The sequence below is a fragment of the Desulfuromonas carbonis genome, assembly GCF_054658035.1.
The window spans coordinates 763,364-781,283 of record NZ_BAAHXR010000002.1 but is presented as its reverse complement, the minus strand read 5'-3'; the positions used below and the strand labels follow the sequence as shown (position 1 = coordinate 781,283).

Sequence of the window (17,920 nt, the reverse complement as noted above, 5' to 3'; positions counted from 1 at the left end):
AGGAGTTTTTTCTGTATGTTGAAATGTTTGCTCATGCTGCTGGCACTCCTCTGGCTCCCCGTCGCAGCCTGGGCCCAGCCCTACCTGATCAGCGCCGTGCAGGTCGAAGGGGTGCTGCGGGTGGAACCGAGCGCGGTGCGCGCTGTCATTTCGGTGCAGCCCGGGCAGACGGTAACCCTGGACGCGATCGACAAGGATATCCAGGCGATCTTCAAGCTCGGCCGGTTTACCGATGTCAGCGCCGATATCACCGAACAGGGGGGCGCCACTATCCTCACCTACCGGCTGGTCGAACGTCCACTGTTGCGCAAGGTGGTCTTCTCTGGCAACAAGGAGTTCACCGAAGAGAAACTGCGCACCCTGATCAGCCTGAAAATTCCCGATATCTACAATCCGCGCCTGGTCGAACAGAGTACCACGGCGATTCGCAAGGCCTACGTCGAAGAGGGCTACCACGCGGTGGTCATCACACCGGAACTGGTCGCTGGAACCAATGGCGAGGCGACCCTGACCCTGGCCATCAAGGAGGGGGAAAAGGTCCTGATCGATACGATCCGCTTTGAAGGGAATACGGTCTTTTCCGACCGCAAGCTGCGCAAGGTGATGCAGACCAAAGAGCGCTGGTTCCTCTCCTGGCTGACCGATCGTGGCACCTACCGCGAAGACCTTCTCGACAACGACCTGGAACTTCTGGCCGACCAGTATTTCAATCAGGGCTATGTCCAGGTCAAGGTGCGCAAGCCGCAGATCACCCTGGTCGACGAAAATCGCTACATGGATATCCTGATCGTCATCGAGGAAGGCCCCCAGTTCCACGTCGGCAAGATCGAGGTGGCCGGAGACCTCATCAAGCCGGCCGCAGAAATCCTCGCCCTGACCAAGCTCAAGGCCGGGGATGTCTTCAGCCGGGAACTGCTGCGCCAGGATATTACCACCATCAACGACCTCTACGCCGATCAGGGGTACGCCTACGTCAACGTCGCACCCCTCTCCACCACCGATCCCGACCAGCGCACCATCGACCTGAAATACGATATCGAGCAGGGGTTCCAGGTACATATCGACCGGATTCGCGTCTCCGGCAATACCAAGACCCGGGACAAGGTGGTGCGCCGGGAAATGAAACTGGTCGAAGGGGACCTCTACAGCGCCACCGCCCTCAAGGAGAGCCGGCGCCGGCTCAACAACCTCGGATTCTTCGAGGAGGTCAACCTGGCGACCGCCAAGGGGCCGGAGGAAGCGCTGATGGATATCGATATTTCCGTCAAGGAGAAGCCGACCGGAACCTTCAGCCTCGGCTTCGGTTATTCTTCCGTCGACAAGTTTATCGGCCAGGGATCGATCACCCAGGCCAATTTTCTCGGCCGCGGCCTCAAGCTGAACCTCTCCGGGTCGATTGGTGGCACCAGCACCACCTACCAGCTCGGGCTGCTCGATCCCTATTTCCTGGATCGCAACCTCTCCCTCGGTGGGGACCTCTACAAGACCGATCGCGAATGGACCGATTTCAGCAAGAAGGCGACCGGGGGCGACATCAAGCTCGGTTTTCCGCTGACCGATAATTCCCGGGCCTTCTTCATCTACCGGTACGAGCAGAAGGATCTCTACGATGTCGACCCCAACGCGTCCCGGACCATCAAGGACCAGGCTGGGCAGTCATCCCTCTCCTCCATCTACGCCTCGGTCAGCCGGGACTCGACCGATTACCGGCTCGACCCGAGCCGCGGCGGCGTCTCCGAGTTTTCCATTGAATATGCCGGCCTCGGCGGCACCGACCGTTTTGCGCGGACCATCCTCGATCATCGCCATTTCTGGCCCTGGTTCTGGGGGACGGTCTTCTCCATTCACGGCCAGGTCGGCTATGTCGCCCAGGTGGGTGGCCGCGAGATTCCCATCGACGAGCGTTTCTACCTGGGGGGGATCCGGACCCTGCGTGGCTTCAAGTCACGGGAGGTCGGGCCGCGGGTGCGACGGGTCGGCAACAGTGTCGATCCGGTAACCGGGGCGGTTCTCTCCACCGGCGAAGATTTCGAGTACATCGGCGGCACCAAGGACGCCTATTTCAACGTTGAATATCTCTTTCCCCTGGTCAAGGATCTGGGCCTGAAGGGGGTGCTCTTCTACGATACCGGCAACGCCTGGAGTGAAGACCAGGACTATTTTACCGATATGCGTTCCAGTGTCGGTGCCGGCATCCGCTGGTTCAGCCCCTTGGGTCCGCTCCGTCTCGAATGGGGCAAGAACCTCGATCCAAAGGAAGGGGAGGGCGCCTCCCAGTTCGAATTTTCCATCGGTAATTTCTTTTAGGTTTTCACCCTATCCCGCAAGGAGTTCGTCATGAAGAAGGTGCTGATCCTGACCCTGTCCCTGATTTTCTTCGGTGCTCTCGCCGCCTCGGCTGCCGAGACCAAGGTCGGCTTCGTCGACCTGCAGAAGGCGCTCAACCTCTCCGCCGAGGGGAAGGCGGCGAAGGAGAAGATCACCGCCAAGGTCAAGGAATACGAGTCGGTCATCGACAGCCGGCAGCAGGAGCTGAAAAAGCTCAAGGAGGATCTGGAGAAGCAGGCGGTCCTCCTTTCGCCCGAGGCGCGCGACGCCAAGGAGCGCGATTACCAGCAGAAGCTCAAGGAATTCCAGCGTTTCACCAAGGATGTTCAGGAGGAGCTGCAGCAGCAGGACAGCGACCACACCAACCGCATCATCGAGAAGCTGGTTAACCTGGTGCAGGAGATTGCCAAGCGCGATGGCTACGACCTGGTTGTCGAGCGCAACAGCGGCGGTATCATCTACGGTGCCGACAAGGTGGATCTCACCGCCATTGTTCTCAAAGAGTTCGATGCCCGGTTCCAGAAGGGCGCCGGGAAGTAAGGGGGGATGATGGCGACCCTCAAGGAACTGGCGGAACTGGTTGGCGGCAAGGTGGTGGGGGACGACCGGCTCGAGATTCTCCGCGTCGCGCCGATCGACAGCGCTGGACCCGGCGAGATTACCTTTGTCGCCAACCCCAAATATCTGCCGCGCCTGGCCGAGACCCGGGCGGCGGCGGCCATTGTCAGCGCCGGGATCGAGAGCCCCGGGTTGCCGCTGGTGGTCTGCGCCAACCCCTATCTCGCCTTCGCGAAAATCCTGACCTGCCTGCAGCCCAGCCGTCCGCAGCCGCAGGGGGTGATGGCCGGGGCGTGCGTTGATCCCTCGGCCCATCTGGCGGAGGAGGTGACGATCCACCCCGGCTGCGTGGTCGGGCCCGGGGTCCGTATCGGTCGCGGCACCATCCTGCATCCCGGGGTGGTCCTCTATGCCGGGGTGGAGGTGGGAGCCGACGCTCTGCTGCATGCCGGCGCGGTGGTACGCGAAGGGTGCCGGCTCGGTGACCGGGTCATTCTGCAGCCCAACGCCGTGATCGGGTCCGACGGTTTCGGCTTCGCCCCGGACGGCAGCCGTTACTACAAGATCCCCCAGGTCGGCATTGTCGTGATCGAGGACGATGTCGAGGTCGGCGCCTGTTGCTGCATCGACCGCGCTGCCATGGGGGTGACCCGGATCGGGCGCGGCACCAAGATCGATAACCTGGTGCAGATCGGGCACAATGTCGCCATCGGCGAAGATACGATCCTCGTCGCCCAGGTCGGTATCGCCGGCAGCACGGTGATCGGCAACCACTGCACCTTTGGCGGCCAGTCGGCGGTGGTTGGCCACATCAAGGTCGGCGACAACGTGATGCTCGGCGGCCAGAGCGGGATCGCGGGGAATACCGAGGGGAACCAGGTGCTCTCCGGTTCGCCGGCGATGCCCCACCGCGAATGGCTGAAAGCCTCGATGAGCTTTGCCAAGCTGCCCGAAATGCGCAAGGAGCTGACCCGGCTGCGCCGGCAGCTCGATGAGATGGAAACGCTGTTGAAGGAGAAGAGCCAAGGATGAAACTTGACAGTCTGCAGATCATGAAGATTCTTCCGCATCGTTACCCCTTTCTCCTCGTCGACCGGATCGAGGAGCTGGTCGAAGGGAAGCGCGTGGTCGGGATCAAAAATGTCACCATCAACGAACCCTTCTTTCAGGGGCACTTCCCGGGCCATCCGGTGATGCCCGGGGTCCTGATTATCGAGGCGATGGCCCAGGTCGGTGGCGTCTTCGCCATCATTTCCGACAAGATCGGACCGGACAAGGTCACCTATTTCACCGGGATCGACAATGCCCGCTTCCGGCGCCCGGTCGTTCCCGGGGATGTGCTGCGCATGGAGCTCGAACTGACCAACTGCCGGCGCGGGCTCTACTGCTTTTCCGGCAAAGCCTACGTCGGCGATCTGCTGGTGACGGAAGCCGATCTCAAGGCAACCTTCGCCCCCAAGGAAGGGTGACGACGATGATTCATGCCACGGCCATCATTCACCCCGGTGCCACCCTGGAAGAGGGGGTCAGCGTCGGGCCCTATGCGGTGATCGGCGACCGGGTCAGCATTGCTGCCGGTACCAGCATCGGTCCCCACGCCGTCATCGAAGGCCCGACGACCATCGGCCGCGATAACCGGATCTTCCAGTTCGCTTCGGTCGGCGCCGTCCCCCAGGATCTCAAGTTCCACGGCGAGGAGACCTTTTTGAAGATCGGCGACCGCAACACCATTCGCGAGTTCGTCACCATCCATCGCGGCACCGAGGACGGCGGCGGCGAGACAGTGATCGGCGATGACAACCTCTTCATGGCCTACTCGCACGTCGCCCACGACTGCAGGGTCGGCAACCGCGTCATTCTCGCCAACTGTGCCACCCTGGCCGGCCATGTCGAGATCGATGATCATGCCATCCTCGGCGGGCTCTCGGCGGTGCACCAGTTTACCCGGGTGGGCAGCCACACCATGATCAGTGGCGGCTCGATGGTCGCCCAGGATGTGCCGCCCTACACCATCGCCCAGGGGGACCGGGCGAAGACGGTAGGGATCAATATCGTCGGCCTCAAGCGGCGCGGCTATTCGGAAGGAGTCCTGCGCTCGATCAAGACCGCCTACAAGCTGGTCTTCCGCAGTGACCTGCGCCTCGAAGAGGCGTTGGCCCGCATCGACAGCGAACTCGAGAAGAGCCCGGAACTGGCGCTCTTTGTCGATTTCATCCGCAACAGCCAGCGGGGGATCGCGCGCTGAGGCGATGGATGCGGAGCCGTCCATGAACCAGATGGGAAGGCTGCGGCGGGCCTTGGTTGTCACCGGCGAGGCCTCGGGCGACCTGCACGGCGCCAACCTGATCAGGGCAGCCCGGGATGTCGATCCCGGGCTCTCCTTTTTCGGTATCGGCGGTTCACGGATGGCGGCCGCGGGGTGTGAAATCATCTTCCCGGCCGAAGAACTGGCGGTGATGGGGCTGGTGGAAGTGCTTGGCAAGCTGGCGACGATCCGGCGCGCCTTTCGTCGGCTCAGGGACGCCCTGCAGGGGGCGCAGCGTCCCGACCTGGTGATCCTGATCGACTATCCCGGCTTCAACCTCCGCTTTGCCCGGGAAGCGAAGCGGGCCGGCATCCCGGTCCTCTACTACATCGGTCCCAAGGTCTGGGCCTGGAAGCGGGGACGGGTCAGGACCATCGCCGCCCGGGTCGACAAGCTGGCGGTGATCTTCCCCTTTGAGCCGGCTCTCTACCAGGGGCTCGGACTCGACGTGGAATATGTCGGCAACCCGCTCCTTGACGAATATCGGCGGGAGCAGGAGCGGCCGGAGTTGCTCAGCGGCCATGGCCTAGATCCGGGGCTGCCGGTAGTCGGGCTCTTCCCGGGGAGCCGCGCCGCCGAGCTCCGCTACATGCTCGGCACTCTGCTGGAGAGTGCCCGGCGGCTCCGCGAGGGTGGTGTGGCCAGGCAATTTCTGATGCCGGTGGCCCCGGGGGTTGATCGCTACTTTCTGGCGGAACGGATTGCCGCGGCCGGTCTCCCCATCGCTCTGGTCGAAGCGAATATCTACGATGTCGCCGCCGCCTGCGACGCGATTCTCTGCGTTTCCGGTACCGTGACCCTGCAGGCCGCCCTCGCCGGAACGCCGCTGGCGATCCTCTACAAGGGCGCCACCCTGACCTACGAAGTAGGCCGGCGGCTGATCCGAATCGACCACTTCGGCCTGCCCAACATTGTCGCCGGCCGCGAGGTGGCCCGCGAGTTTCTGCAGGATGCCGCCTCTCCGGAGGCCCTGGTGGCGGAGATAGAGCGCCTGCTGCAGGACGAGACTTACCGGCAAAACGCCCTGGCCGGCCTCGCTGCCGTTCGCGAGCGCCTCGGCGCCCCCGGATGTTCACGGCGGGTGGCGGAGATTGCCGTTGAAATGATTACCAACAGCAAGACGAAAGGGACCTCGTGAAAGAGCAGGGCCTGACCCTTTACCGCCGGCTTTTCGCTTATGCCTGGCCCTACCGCTGGCGCATCGCGCTCTCGATCGTCGCCTCGCTGGGGGTTGCCGGGACCGATGCCGCCACCGCCAAACTGGTTCAGCCCTTCGTTGACCGCCTGATCGTCGCCGGTGACCGCACCATGGTCGCCCTGGTCCCCTTTCTCGTGCTCGGCCTCGCCTTTTTCAAGGGGGGCTCCCGCTATGTCCAGGAATATTTCATCAAGACCACCGGGCAGCTGGTCATCCAGCGGATTCGGAATGAACTCTACTGCCATGCCATCGATCTGCCGATGCGCTTTTTCTCCCGCACCCCGGCGGGAACGTTGATGTCCCGGATCCTCAATGATGTCGGCGTCATGCAGGGGGCGGTTTCAGATGTGCTGGTCAACATCATGCGGGAAGGGGTGACCCTGGTTGCCCTGACGGCGGTGGCCTTTTACACCGACTGGAAGATGGCGGCCATCGCCTTCATCGTTCTTCCGGTCGCCGGCTGGCCGGCCTCCTTCATCGGCAAAAAAATCAAGGGTTATTCCCGCAGCGGCCAGGTAGCGATGGGGATCCTGACGACTTCTCTGGAACAGACCTTTTCCGGCATCAAGGTGATCAAGGCCTTCGGCACCGAAGAGTTCGAAAAAAGCCGCTTCCTCGCCGTCAACGATCGATTCTACAAATTCATCCGCAAGGTGATCAAGTACGATGCCGGCTCCTCGCCGATGATCGAAATCCTTTCGGCTTTCGGGGTGGCCGGCGTCCTCTGGTTCGGGCTGGCCCGGGTGATGTCGGGGGCGATGACCCAGGGCGAGCTCTTTTCCGTCCTCACCGCGATCCTGCTGATGTACACTCCGCTCAAGCGCCTGACCCGCACCAACAACATGGTACAGCAGGCGATGGGGGCAGCGGAGCGGGTCTTTGAAGTGCTGGAGGAACGCTCGACGATCCAGGACCCCGCCGCGGGGAAATCGCCAGGACGGATCCAGGGCGCGGTGCGGTTCGAAAATGTCGAATTCGCCTATGACGATGAGCCGGTGCTCAGGGATTTCTCGATCACGGCCGCCCCCGGCGAAGTGGTCGCCCTGGTTGGACCCTCCGGCGCCGGCAAGTCGACGGTGGCGGGACTGCTCTGTCGTTTCTACGATCCCACCGGCGGGCGGATTCTCGTCGACGGCTGCGACCTGCGGGAAATGAGCCAGAAGAACCTGCACGACAATATCGCCCTGGTCGACCAGGAGACCTTCCTCTTCAACGAAACGATCCGCGACAATATCCGCTATGGGCGCTTCGCGGCGAGCGAGGCCGAGGTGGAGGAGGCGGCGCGCCTCGCCTATGCCGATGACTTTATCCGGCAACTCCCCGATGGCTACGAGACCTCCATCGGTGACCGCGGCCTGCGCCTCTCCGGCGGTCAGCGCCAGCGGCTCTGTATCGCCCGGGCGATTCTGCGCGATGCGCCGATCTTGATCCTCGACGAGGCGACCAGCGCCCTCGATACCGAGAGCGAAGCGATGGTTCAGCAGGCGCTGGCCAACCTGATGCGCAACCGGACCACCTTCGTCATCGCCCACCGGCTGTCGACGATCATGAATGCCGATCGTATCGTGGTCCTCGAAGCGGGGCGGGTGGTCGAGTGCGGCCGCCACCAGGAGTTGCTGGAGGTGAGCGGGCTCTACCGGCGCCTCTATGAAATGCAGTTCAAGGAGTCGTCATGAAATCGCGCCTCGGCGAGGGGCTGCTGCTCGCTCTGGCGCCTGCGCTGGCCGCCCCGGTGATCCTGCTGCTCCATGCCAGCATGCGCATCGAGATTCGTGGCGAGGAAGGTCCGCGCGGCTACTGGGATCGGGGGGAGCGGGTGATCCTCGCCTCCTGGCACGACCAGCTCCTGATGATGCCGCAGGTCTACCACGGACCGGGCGCCAAGGTCCTGATCAGCGCCTCCCGGGACGGCGAACTTCTGACCCGCACCCTGAAGCACTTCGGTCTCGGTACCGTGCGCGGCTCTTCCAGCCGCGGGGGGCGGGAGGCCTTCCGGGAGATGGTGGAGCTCGGCCGGCAGGATTTCGATCTCGGTATCACCCCCGATGGCCCGAAGGGGCCGCGACACCGGATCAAGCCCGGCGTCGGGGAACTGGCCCGGATTACCGGCCGGCCGGTGATTCCCCTCGCCTTTGCCTGCAGCCGCGGCCATCGCTTTGCTTCCTGGGACCGCTTTCTGCTCCCCTATCCCTTCAGCCGGGCAATCTTCCGCTACGCGGCGCCGGTTTGCCATCAGCGCGGCGAAGACCGGGAGGCCTTTCTCGCCCGGCTGCAGGAGGCGATGGAAGAGAATGACCGGCAGGCACGGGCCTGCCTGGAGGCTTTCGGTGTATCTGCTGTATGACCTGATGCTCCTCGCTTCGAGCTTGGTGCTGGTCCCCTACTACCTGTTCCGGGGCCTGCGCTATGGCAAGAGCCGGCGCGGTATCCGCGAACGGATCGGCTTCTTTGCGCCCGACCGCCTCGCGCCCCTCGCCGGCAGGCGGGTCTTCTGGGTGCACGCCGTCTCCGTCGGCGAGACCCGGGCTGCCATCCCGCTGGTGCGGGCGCTGAAAGAGGCCTATCCCGAGGCGGCGGTACTGATCAGCAATATGACCGAGACCGGCCATGCGGTGGCCGAAACGGTGCGCGAAGCCGACCTCTGCCTCTTCTTCCCCTTCGACCTCTCCTGGGTGGTGCGGCGGGTGCTGGCACAGGTGCAGCCGGCGATGCTGATCATTGTCGAAACCGAAATCTGGCCCAATTTCGTTCGTTTCGGCCATCGTCTCGGCATCCCGGTGGTGCTGGTCAATGGCCGCCTCTCCGACCGCTCTTTCCCCCGCTACCGGCGCATTCGCCCCCTGATGGCGCCATTGCTGGCGAAGTTTTCCGCCTTCTGCATGCAGTCGGAGCTGGACGGCGAACGGATCCGACAGCTGGGGGCCGACCCCGGGCGGGTCGAGGTCACCCATAACCTCAAGTTCGACATGCAGGCGCCGCTGCCGGACGCGGCTGAGGTTCTGCGCCTGCGGGATTGCTACCAGCTTTCTCCCGAGGTCAAGGTCCTGGTCGCCGGCAGCACCCATGCCGGGGAAGAGGAGACGGTGGTCGCCGCCTACCGGCAACTCCTCGCCAGTGGCCGCCAGGCCGTCCTGATCCTGGTCCCGCGCCATCCCGAGCGTTGTCGCCTGGTGGCCGAGATGCTCGGCGCGGCCGGGCTCCCCTGGGTGCTGCGCAGCGAGGTCGAAGGGCGCCCGGAGCGGCTTAGCCCCGGCGCCGTGCTGATCGGCGATACCCTGGGAGAAATGCTCCGTTTTTATGCCGTCGCCGACCTGGTTTTTGTCGGCGGCAGCCTGGTACCGGTGGGCGGGCACAACGTCCTCGAGGCGGCGCTGGTCGGCAAACCGGTCCTGTTCGGCCCGCACATGCATAACTTCAAGGAAATCTCCCGGCTGCTGCTGGTGGTCGGCGGCGGCATCCAGGTGGCCGATGGCGAGAGCCTGGCACGGGAGGCTGGAAAACTGCTCGATTCTCCCCAGGCCTGCCAGGCGATGGGGGCGAAGGGACGCGACCTGCTGGCCGCCAACGCCGGGGCGACGGCGCACACCTTGCGGGTCATTGCCGGCCTGCTCGGGGAGGCGCATGGCTGATCTCGGGGGATGGCATCGGCGCCTGATCGAGGGGTGCGCGAATTCCTTTTCGCAGCAGGCCCTGCTGTTTCTGCTGCGGCTGCCAGCCTTCTTTTTCAGCCTGTTGGGGCGCCTGCGGGTCGCCTGCTACCGTTGGCGCTGGCTGCCGGTCTACCGGGCACCGGTCCCGGTGATTTCCGTCGGCAACCTGGCGGTAGGCGGTACCGGCAAGACGCCGGTGACCGACTACCTGGTCAAGCTCCTCCTCGCCCGCGGGTTGCGCGTGGCCGTGGTCAGCCGCGGTTATGGCGGCGCCGGGGTCGAGGGGGAGGGGCTGGTCAGCAGGGGAGGTGGGCCGATCGTCGGCCCGGAGGCCGCCGGCGACGAGCCCTATCTGCTTGCCCGGCGCAATCCGCGGGCGCTGGTGCTGGTCAACCCCCGCCGTCGCGTCGCGGTCGCAGCCGCCGTCCGGCAAGGCGCCGAGGTGGTGGTTCTCGATGACGGATTTCAGCACCTCGCCGTCGTCCGCGATCTCGATATCGTCCTTCTTGATGCGGCGCGCCCCCTCGGCAACGGCCGGGTGCTGCCGGCCGGGCGCCTGCGCGAGCCGGCCGCGGCCCTGAAGCGGGCCGACCTGCTGCTCTTGACCCGCTACTGCGGCGGCGATCTCCCTGTTCTGCCAGTGGAGAAGCCGACCCTCTGCTGTCGGCACCAGCTGGCGGCAGCGGCCATTGATCTGAAGGGTGAACCCCGGCCACTGGCGGAACTGACCGGGCGCCGGGTGGTGGCCGTTGCCGGCATCGCCGATCCCCAGGCCTTTTTCGCCGCCCTGACCGCGCACGGGATGGTACTGGTGGCGACCTTTCCGTTGCCCGATCACGCCAGCTACGGCCAGGAACTGCGGGCGCAGCTCAGCGCCGCCGCGCGGCAGGCCGACTGCCTGGTGACCACGGAAAAAGACGGCGTCAAGCTAACAGGGGCGGACTTCCCCGTCCCCTGTTACCAGCTGCCGCTGGAGATCGTGTTCGACGCACCGGAGCGTTTCGCAGCCATGATAGAGAACTGCCTGCATGGCAAGGAGGTGGCATGAGTCTTGACAAAAAGCTTCTTGAAATCCTCGCCTGTCCCAAATGCAAGGGGCCGGTCGAGCCCCGGCCCGACGAGTCGGCCCTGGTCTGCCAGGCCTGCCGACTGAGCTACCCGGTCCGGGACAATATCCCGGTCATGCTCATCGACGAGGCGGAACCTTTTTGATTCCAGGCACCGACATCAGAGGCCGGACGCTGCTGGTCCTCAGCGACGGCAAGCCCGGGCACCTGAACCAGTCGCTGGCCTTTGCCGACCTGCTCGGGCTGCAGGCCGCGGTGCGCGAGGTCGCCTTTGCCTTCGCCGGCGCCAAGGGGCTCTCCTATCTTCTGGATCGCTGCGGGCTGCATTCGCCGCACCTTTTCCAGGTCAAGGGAGCGCTGCCTGACTGCTGCGCTGTGGCTGCCGCCGGTTCCGCCACCTACTACGCGGCCAAGGTGATTGCGCGGCAACTCGGGGTGCCGGTCGCTGCCATCATGCTCCCCCGCGGTTACCGCTACGATTTCGACCTGATCCTGGCCCAGGCCCACGATCGGCCGCCGCAGCGCGCCAATATCCTGACCCTGCCGATCAACCTCTGCCGGCCGCGTCCGCAGGGGCTGGTCGCGGCCGTTCCCGGAAAGACGAGTGTCGCCCTGGTGATCGGCGGCCCGAGCCGGCATTTTCAGATGGACCCGGAGACCCTGCGCAGCCAGATCGAGGCGATCTTTGCCCTCTTTCCCGGCGCCGATCTGCTGGTGACCAGCTCTCGGCGTACCCCGGCAGCGGTGGAGGCGCTCCTTGAGACCTTCCCCTTCCGGCGCCGGGTCCTCTACTCGCGGGAGCCGATCAACCCGATCCCCGACTTTCTGGCGCTCAGCGACTACGTCTTCGTTACCGAGGACTCGACTTCGATGATCAGCGAGGCGGTCAGCTTCGGCGCGGCGCGGGTCGAGGTCCTCCCCCTGCAATCGACCGGGGCGCGCAACAAGGTCGGGACCATGGTTGCCACCCTGGCGCAGCGCGGCTGCCTGCACATCTTCGACGGCACCCTCGGGGACTGCGACGAAAAGATCGATCTCGCGGCGCTGCTGCAAGGGGTTCGGCTATGCGGATAATCCAGCTGCTGCCGGAACTGAACGAAGGCGGGGTCGAACGGGGGGTGGTGGAGCTGAGCCGGGAGTTGGTCAGGCTCGGGCATGACAGCCTTGTCCTCAGCGCCGGAGGAAACCTCGCCCCGCAGATCGCGGCGGACGGCGGGCGCCATATCAGCTTCGACCTCTGCAGCAAGAATCCGCTCACCGCTCCGCTGCGGGTGGTGCAGCTGCGACGGCTGCTGGAAAATCTCCGTCCCGATATCCTGCACGCGCGCAGCCGCGTTCCGGCCTGGCTCGGCTGGCTCGCCAACCGCTCCCTGCAGCTTCCCTTTGTCACCACGGTACACGGCTTCAACAGTGTCAATGCCTACAGCCGGGTGATGACCTTCGGGGACCGGGTGATCTGTGTCAGCAGCGCCATCCGCGACTATGTGCAGCTCCACTACGGCGTTCCCACCGAAAAAATGGTGGTCATTCCGAGGGGGGTCGATCTGGTGCGGTTCGATCCGGGCCAACTTGACCGCCAATTCCAGGAGAATTTCAGCAGGGAATACGGGCTCGAGGGGCGTTACGTCATTACCAGTGTCGGCCGCATCACCCAGCTCAAGGACTATGAAACCTTCATCGACGCCCTGGTCCGGGTCAAGACGGTCCTGCCCGAAGTCCTCGGGCTGATCGTCGGTGGGGTGCGGGAGGACAAACAGACCTATTTCCGGCAGCTGCAGCAGCGCATTGCCAGCGCCGGAGCAGAAGAGTACATCCGTTTTACCGGCAGCCAGCGACAGGTGGCGGAAATCTACGCCCTCAGCGATCTGGTCGTCTCCGCCTCAAAGAAACCGGAGAGTTTTGGGCGCGCCGCCGCCGAGGCGCTGGCAATGGAGACGCCGGTGCTGGCAACGAATCATGGCGGTGTGGTCGATATCGTCCGGGACGGCGAGACCGGCTACCTCTTCCCGCCGGGGGAGGCCGCCCTCCTCGCGGACCTGATCCTCCGAGCCCGGCTCACTTCTTTTGCCGGGTTACGGGACTTTGTGGCGAAAAACTTCACCCTGGAGCGGATGGTGGCGGAGACCCTGACGGTTTATAAATCAGAACTATCCAAAGGTTCTCCGGGACCGAACCACGAGGATTCTTAATGCTGGAGGTCACTAAATCGACGTGCCTGCCCTTGATTTTTTCGCCGCTAACCAGCATTCTGTGGCCGACTGTTGCCTAGGGGACCGACGATGAACAGCAATCAACCCATAGCCAGCATCATTGTTCCTGCCTACAATCACGCCAACTACATCCGTGATTGTCTGATGTCCATTTATCGCCAGACTTATCAGAATCTGGAACTGATTATCATCGATGATGGATCCCGAGATGCAACGGCGGCGGTTATTGAGGCCTTTTTGGCAGAATATGAGGCGCGTTTTGCCCGGGTTGAATTCCGTTCCCGGCCCAACCGGGGGGTGAGTGCGACCCTCAACGAACTGGTCTCCTTAAGTCGTGGCGAATGGATCCATCCCCTCTCCTCCGACGACATGTATCTGGATAACAAGGTGGAGGTGATTTGGCAGGCCTACCAGGAATGGGGGGTCCCGGAAGTGGCGTTGATCTATGGCGACACCCTCTTCATGGACATGGACGGCAACCCCGTCGAGATGCCCAAGGGGGTCAGGCCGCCCCCTGGCCCTAACCACCAAGGCTACCTCGAACTTTTTTTCGCCAACCGCCTCAACGGGCCGACCATGGCATTCAGGCGCCGGGCCATCGAGGCGATCGGTGGTTTCGACGAAAGTCTGCCGATGGAGGACTGGGACTGCTGGCTACGTCTCTCGGCGCGCTACCCCATCGGCAGGGTGCCGGAGCCGGTCAGCAGGTACCGCTATCACGCCGACAACAGCCACCGCGGCCAGGCACGCATGCTGCGGGCCATGCTGTTAACTTTTGGTAAGTTCCTGGCCAAGGACGCAGAGCTCCTCCCCGCGGCTCTCATCCGGAAGAACTGGCGCAAGAATCTTCACCGCCTTTATCGCTGGGCGCGGCGGGAAGACCCGGGTTTTCTCCCGTGGTTGTTGGCGCAGGCGTTGCAGTCTCCCTTGCGCCTCCCGACCCCGGCGGATTATACACTGGCGGCAAAACGAATTGCGCATCGTTTGGAGGGGCGCTCGTGAAGTTGCTGCTGGTCGCCAAACCCTGGCGCGGCGGTCTGGCCGATTATCTCTACCAGGCGTTGACCGAGATCGTCCCCGGTTCGGTGGAGTGGTGGCCAACCCGCCCAGTGACTCTGGGTGGGCGGCTGGCCTTCGCGCGGGATAAAAAAGGCTGGTATGCACGACTCTGGGAACGGATCGACCGGTGCGCGGCGGAGGCGCAGATCTTTATCAATTATCCCAGAGAACTCCCACCCCTGGCGCCGAGGAAAAACCGCATTCTCTGGTTGACGGACGGACCTCGTCCCCGCCCCGGAGAACTGGACCCTTTTGGCCGGGTCTGCCTTTCCGATCCCGGATACGTGGGCGAGGTCAAGGCGGCACTTGCGGCGGAGAGCTTTGGCGGCGAAGTTTCTTTCGGTTACTGCCCGGCAGTTCACGCTCCACGAGCCCCTGAAGGCCGGCGGGAGGGAGCCTGCTTCATCGGTAACCGCGATCCCAAGCGGGATCGTTATCTGGCCGCCCTCTTTCAGGCCGGGCATTTTCCGTTGGTCGTAGGCAATTACTTTTTGCATCACCCGTTCTTCTGGCGCCATCCGCTCAACTTCCGCCCCGCGGTCAGTAATCAAGCCATGGGACGCATTTATGGGCGGCACCAGCTTAGCCTGAATATCCATGCCGAAGTAGTGCGGGAAGGGACCAATATGCGGACCTTCGAGTGCGCTGCCTACGGCATTGCCCAACTGGTCGAAAAGCGTCCTGGCCTGGAACGGTTCTTCGACCTGGAGCGGGAGCTTGCAGTGTTTAGTGAAGAGACGGAGCTGGTCGAGAAGCTGGCCGAGCTACTCGCAGCCCCGGAACGGGCAAAAGCTTTGGCCCACCGAGCCCGGCAACGGGTTCTGGCCGAACATTCCTATTATCACCGGGCGGTTCAGTTGCTTGACGGGGTTCTGCCCGCGGCCGTGCTACGTGGTCGACTACAGGCGGCCATGGCCCGCTGGTCCTCCTCGCAAGGAGGGAGCTTCCGCTGACGAAATTTCAACCGAACGGCAGTGCGGCAGCACTCCGTTTAAGGGGGTCGACACCATGGAAAAGGACAGTAGCAAATCGATTGTCATCATCGGTTCCGGAGAGACGGCGGCCATTGCCTATGAATATTTCACCCACGATTCGCCCTACACCGTGGCCGGATTCAGTGTCGAGGCAGCCTATCTCAAGGAACCCAACTTCAACGGCCTTTCGTTGGTCCCCTTCGAGGAGATCGAGGAACACTTCCCACCAGAGGGATACCAGGCCTTCGTCGCTGTCAGCTCAACCAAACTCAACCGGGTGCGGACCCGACTCTTTCATGCAACCAAGGAGAAGGGGTACCAGTGCGCCAGCTATGTCAGCAGCCGGGCCTTCGTTTGGCATAACGTGAAGATCGGCGAAAACTGTTTCATCTTCGAGGACAATACCCTGCAGCCCTTTGTGGAGGTGGGGGAGAATGTGGTGCTCTGGAGCGGTAACCATATCGGACACAACAGCCGAATTGGCGACAATTGCTTCATTGCCTCACAGGTGGTGGTGTCGGGTTTTTGTGAAATCGGCGCCAACTGTTTCCTCGGTGTCAACAGCACCGTCATTAATAACATCAGCATCGGCCGCGACTGCTTCATCGGCGCCGGTACGCTCATCCAGAAGAATACGGGTGAGGGGGAAGTCTATCAGGGGGAGAGCACCAAGCCGTCGGCGGTGACCAGTCACCGTTTGTTCCGTATCAAGGAGTAGTCAGCATGCGTTGGCAAAAGATCGGCCAGGTCTATGCACCTTCCGGCTCTGAGGGGTGGGCCCGGAATACCGCTCTGACTCCGACCCCGGTCCTGCTCGAGGATCGAATTCGGGTCTTTGTCGGCATCCGCGACCAGGTCGGGGTCAGCCGCATCGGTTTTGTCGATGTCGATCCGATTGATCCCTTGCGGGTGCTGGAAGTCGCAACGACCCCGGCCCTCGATGTGGGATCCCCGGGTACCTTTGACGACAATGGGGTGATCCTGGGAGATATTCTTCCCCGGGGGGAGTCGTTGCACCTCTATTATGTCGGGTTTCAACTGGTGGCCCAGGTTAAGTTCTTGGCCTTTACCGGTCATGCGATCAGCAGTGACTGCGGCCGAAGCTTTCAGCGCAGCAGTGATGCGCCCGTGCTCGACCGTTGCCATCGGCAGCGCTACATTCGAGCGATTCACTCAATCATGGAGGAGGATGGCCGCTTCCGGGTCTGGTTCGCCGCCGGTGACGGCTGGGAACTGATCGACGGCAGGCCCTATCCCCGCTACCACATCCGCTATATCGAATCACCCGACGGCACGACCTTTCGGGGTGAAGGTGTCCCCTGCATCGATGTCACCGGGCGGGAATACCGGATCGGCCGCCCGCGGGTTTTCAAGGCTGGCGGCTGTTACCACATGCACTACACCCGGGGAACCCTGGACGGCGATTACATTGCCGGATATGCCCGCTCCGATGACGGTCTGACCTGGACTCGGATGGACGATCAACTGGGGATCGGGCTGAGCGAGGGTGGCTGGGATTCCCTCCACCTGGCTTACCCGGCCATTCTGACGTGGCGAGATCGGACCTACATGTTCTACAATGGCAACAACATGGGGCAGACCGGGTTCGGCGTGGCCCTGCTGGAGAGTTTATGAGGGCGGTTCGCTACCGGGGTGAGGAGCGACCCGCCTGGGATAACTTCGTACGCAAGGCGAAGAATGGGCTCTTCCTTTTTTTCCGTGATTACATGGATTACCATGCCGATCGTTTTGAGGACCATTCCCTGCTTTTTTATGATGAGGCGGATAAACTCTGCGCCCTGTTGCCGGCCAACCGCCGGGAGGAAGCGCTGATCAGCCATGGCGGCCTGACATTCGGCGGGGTGGTGAGTGATGAGCGGATGACCACGGCAAAAATGCTGGAGGTTTTTGCCGCCATTGCCGACCACGCCCGCCAGGAGGGGCTGCACCAGCTGGTTTACAAGGCGGTGCCCCACATATACCACACCGTTCCGGCCGAAGAGGACCGCTACTCTCTCTTTTTGCAGAATGCAATCCTGCTCAAACGCGAGGTAACCAGCGCCATCAACCTGGCGACTCCGCTGAAACTGAGCAAGGGGCGCAAGTGCGGGATAAGTAAGGCGAAAAAGGCCGGAATTGAAATCCGGCCCTCCGACGACTATGACAGCTTCATGGCGATCGAAGCGCGACTCCTTCTGGAAAAATACGGCACCAAACCGGTACATAGCACGGCGGAGCTGCAACTGCTGGCTGGCCGGTTCCCGGGAAATATCAAACTGTTCGGTGCCTTCTGCAATGACGAACTGCATGCCGGCCTGATCATCTACTCCGGTGCGAATGTCGCCCATGTCCAGTATATGGCCACTACCGAAGCTGGTCGGGAGTGTGGTGCCCTCGATCTGCTTGTCCAGCAGGTGATCGCCCTCTACGCGGATCAGGTGCGCTTCTTCGATTTCGGCATTTCGACCGAAGAGGGGGGGCGTATTCTGAATGCTGGTCTGCTCGCCCAGAAAGAGATGTTCGGGGCCCGGGCAGTGGTTCACGATACCTACCAGTGGGATTTGACCTGAG

At 63.0% G+C, this 17,920-nt stretch carries 18 protein-coding genes; all 18 read left to right on the top strand.

Going from position 1 to position 17,920, the window contains the following annotated elements:
- Positions 1–15 precede the first annotated feature (15 nt).
- The 18 genes from bamA (at position 16) to ACYQ8E_RS05925 (ending at position 17,919) form a co-directional block, all read left to right on the top strand.
- Positions 16–2,307 (top strand): outer membrane protein assembly factor BamA, encoded by a 2,292-nt coding sequence (gene bamA / locus ACYQ8E_RS06010; RefSeq protein ID WP_066727648.1) that lies wholly within the window; start codon positions 16–18, stop codon positions 2,305–2,307.
- Between the two features lie 30 nt (positions 2,308–2,337).
- Entirely contained in the window at positions 2,338–2,868 is a 531-nt protein-coding gene (locus ACYQ8E_RS06005; protein WP_066727647.1) for an OmpH/Skp family outer membrane protein, read from the top strand.
- 6 nt (positions 2,869–2,874) lie between these two features.
- Positions 2,875–3,918, top strand: coding sequence for a UDP-3-O-(3-hydroxymyristoyl)glucosamine N-acyltransferase (gene lpxD / locus ACYQ8E_RS06000; protein WP_066727646.1), 1,044 nt, complete (start codon positions 2,875–2,877; stop codon positions 3,916–3,918).
- On the top strand, positions 3,915–4,355 hold the full coding sequence (fabZ, locus tag ACYQ8E_RS05995) for a 3-hydroxyacyl-ACP dehydratase FabZ (RefSeq protein WP_066727645.1): 441 nt from the start codon (positions 3,915–3,917) through the stop codon (positions 4,353–4,355). The genes lpxD and fabZ overlap by 4 nt, the downstream gene beginning before the upstream one ends.
- Positions 4,356–4,360: 5 nt before the next feature.
- Complete coding sequence (lpxA, locus tag ACYQ8E_RS05990; protein ID WP_066727644.1) at positions 4,361–5,131, top strand: acyl-ACP--UDP-N-acetylglucosamine O-acyltransferase; 771 nt, start codon at positions 4,361–4,363, stop codon at positions 5,129–5,131.
- A gap of 22 nt (positions 5,132–5,153) precedes the next feature.
- Positions 5,154–6,329 (top strand): lipid-A-disaccharide synthase, encoded by a 1,176-nt coding sequence (gene lpxB / locus ACYQ8E_RS05985; RefSeq protein WP_066727643.1) that lies wholly within the window; start codon positions 5,154–5,156, stop codon positions 6,327–6,329.
- Positions 6,326–8,065, top strand: a complete 1,740-nt coding sequence (msbA, locus tag ACYQ8E_RS05980; RefSeq protein WP_459860413.1) for a lipid A export permease/ATP-binding protein MsbA — start codon at positions 6,326–6,328, stop codon at positions 8,063–8,065. The genes lpxB and msbA overlap by 4 nt, the downstream gene beginning before the upstream one ends.
- Positions 8,062–8,733, top strand: coding sequence for a lysophospholipid acyltransferase family protein (locus ACYQ8E_RS05975; RefSeq protein ID WP_066727642.1), 672 nt, complete (start codon positions 8,062–8,064; stop codon positions 8,731–8,733). Before msbA ends, ACYQ8E_RS05975 begins: the two co-directional genes overlap by 4 nt.
- Positions 8,717–10,018 (top strand): 3-deoxy-D-manno-octulosonic acid transferase, encoded by a 1,302-nt coding sequence (locus ACYQ8E_RS05970; protein ID WP_231875326.1) that lies wholly within the window; start codon positions 8,717–8,719, stop codon positions 10,016–10,018. Before ACYQ8E_RS05975 ends, ACYQ8E_RS05970 begins: the two co-directional genes overlap by 17 nt.
- On the top strand, positions 10,011–11,087 hold the full coding sequence (gene lpxK, locus ACYQ8E_RS05965; protein ID WP_066727640.1) for a tetraacyldisaccharide 4'-kinase: 1,077 nt from the start codon (positions 10,011–10,013) through the stop codon (positions 11,085–11,087). Before ACYQ8E_RS05970 ends, lpxK begins: the two co-directional genes overlap by 8 nt.
- The gene (locus ACYQ8E_RS05960) at positions 11,084–11,251 is read left to right on the top strand and encodes a Trm112 family protein (protein ID WP_082820317.1); all 168 of its coding nucleotides are present in this window, start codon (positions 11,084–11,086) and stop codon (positions 11,249–11,251) included. The genes lpxK and ACYQ8E_RS05960 overlap by 4 nt, the downstream gene beginning before the upstream one ends.
- Complete coding sequence (locus ACYQ8E_RS05955; RefSeq protein WP_066727639.1) at positions 11,248–12,180, top strand: ELM1/GtrOC1 family putative glycosyltransferase; 933 nt, start codon at positions 11,248–11,250, stop codon at positions 12,178–12,180. The genes ACYQ8E_RS05960 and ACYQ8E_RS05955 overlap by 4 nt, the downstream gene beginning before the upstream one ends.
- Positions 12,171–13,295 (top strand): glycosyltransferase family 4 protein, encoded by a 1,125-nt coding sequence (locus ACYQ8E_RS05950; RefSeq protein WP_066727638.1) that lies wholly within the window; start codon positions 12,171–12,173, stop codon positions 13,293–13,295. Before ACYQ8E_RS05955 ends, ACYQ8E_RS05950 begins: the two co-directional genes overlap by 10 nt.
- 90 nt (positions 13,296–13,385) lie before the next feature.
- A complete protein-coding gene (locus tag ACYQ8E_RS05945) occupies positions 13,386–14,318 on the top strand; it encodes a glycosyltransferase (protein WP_066727637.1) in 933 nt (310 codons plus the stop codon).
- Between the two features lie 2 nt (positions 14,319–14,320).
- Entirely contained in the window at positions 14,321–15,328 is a 1,008-nt protein-coding gene (locus tag ACYQ8E_RS05940; protein WP_157471874.1) for a CgeB family protein, read from the top strand.
- A 55-nt stretch (positions 15,329–15,383) separates the two neighbouring features.
- The gene (locus ACYQ8E_RS05935; RefSeq protein WP_066727635.1) at positions 15,384–16,067 is read left to right on the top strand and encodes an acetyltransferase; all 684 of its coding nucleotides are present in this window, start codon (positions 15,384–15,386) and stop codon (positions 16,065–16,067) included.
- A gap of 5 nt (positions 16,068–16,072) precedes the next feature.
- Entirely contained in the window at positions 16,073–16,984 is a 912-nt protein-coding gene (locus ACYQ8E_RS05930) for a glycoside hydrolase family protein (RefSeq protein ID WP_066727634.1), read from the top strand.
- Entirely contained in the window at positions 16,981–17,919 is a 939-nt protein-coding gene (locus ACYQ8E_RS05925; protein WP_066727633.1) for a GNAT family N-acetyltransferase, read from the top strand. Before ACYQ8E_RS05930 ends, ACYQ8E_RS05925 begins: the two co-directional genes overlap by 4 nt.
- Position 17,920: the final 1 nt, after the last annotated feature.

Bases quoted from the DNA above. Each gene is read 5' to 3' on its own strand.
- bamA (WP_066727648.1), top strand. From the start codon at position 16: ATGTTGAAATGTTTGCTCATGCTGCTGGCACTCCTCTGGCTCCCCGTC.
- ACYQ8E_RS06005 (WP_066727647.1), top strand. From the start codon at position 2,338: ATGAAGAAGGTGCTGATCCTGACCCTGTCCCTGATTTTCTTCGGTGCT.
- lpxD (WP_066727646.1), top strand. From the start codon at position 2,875: ATGATGGCGACCCTCAAGGAACTGGCGGAACTGGTTGGCGGCAAGGTG.
- fabZ (WP_066727645.1), top strand. From the start codon at position 3,915: ATGAAACTTGACAGTCTGCAGATCATGAAGATTCTTCCGCATCGTTAC.
- lpxA (WP_066727644.1), top strand. From the start codon at position 4,361: ATGATTCATGCCACGGCCATCATTCACCCCGGTGCCACCCTGGAAGAG.
- lpxB (WP_066727643.1), top strand. From the start codon at position 5,154: ATGAACCAGATGGGAAGGCTGCGGCGGGCCTTGGTTGTCACCGGCGAG.
- ACYQ8E_RS05975 (WP_066727642.1), top strand. From the start codon at position 8,062: ATGAAATCGCGCCTCGGCGAGGGGCTGCTGCTCGCTCTGGCGCCTGCG.
- lpxK (WP_066727640.1), top strand. From the start codon at position 10,011: ATGGCTGATCTCGGGGGATGGCATCGGCGCCTGATCGAGGGGTGCGCG.
- ACYQ8E_RS05960 (WP_082820317.1), top strand. From the start codon at position 11,084: ATGAGTCTTGACAAAAAGCTTCTTGAAATCCTCGCCTGTCCCAAATGC.
- ACYQ8E_RS05950 (WP_066727638.1), top strand. From the start codon at position 12,171: ATGCGGATAATCCAGCTGCTGCCGGAACTGAACGAAGGCGGGGTCGAA.
- ACYQ8E_RS05945 (WP_066727637.1), top strand. From the start codon at position 13,386: ATGAACAGCAATCAACCCATAGCCAGCATCATTGTTCCTGCCTACAAT.
- ACYQ8E_RS05935 (WP_066727635.1), top strand. From the start codon at position 15,384: ATGGAAAAGGACAGTAGCAAATCGATTGTCATCATCGGTTCCGGAGAG.
- ACYQ8E_RS05930 (WP_066727634.1), top strand. From the start codon at position 16,073: ATGCGTTGGCAAAAGATCGGCCAGGTCTATGCACCTTCCGGCTCTGAG.
- ACYQ8E_RS05925 (WP_066727633.1), top strand. From the start codon at position 16,981: ATGAGGGCGGTTCGCTACCGGGGTGAGGAGCGACCCGCCTGGGATAAC.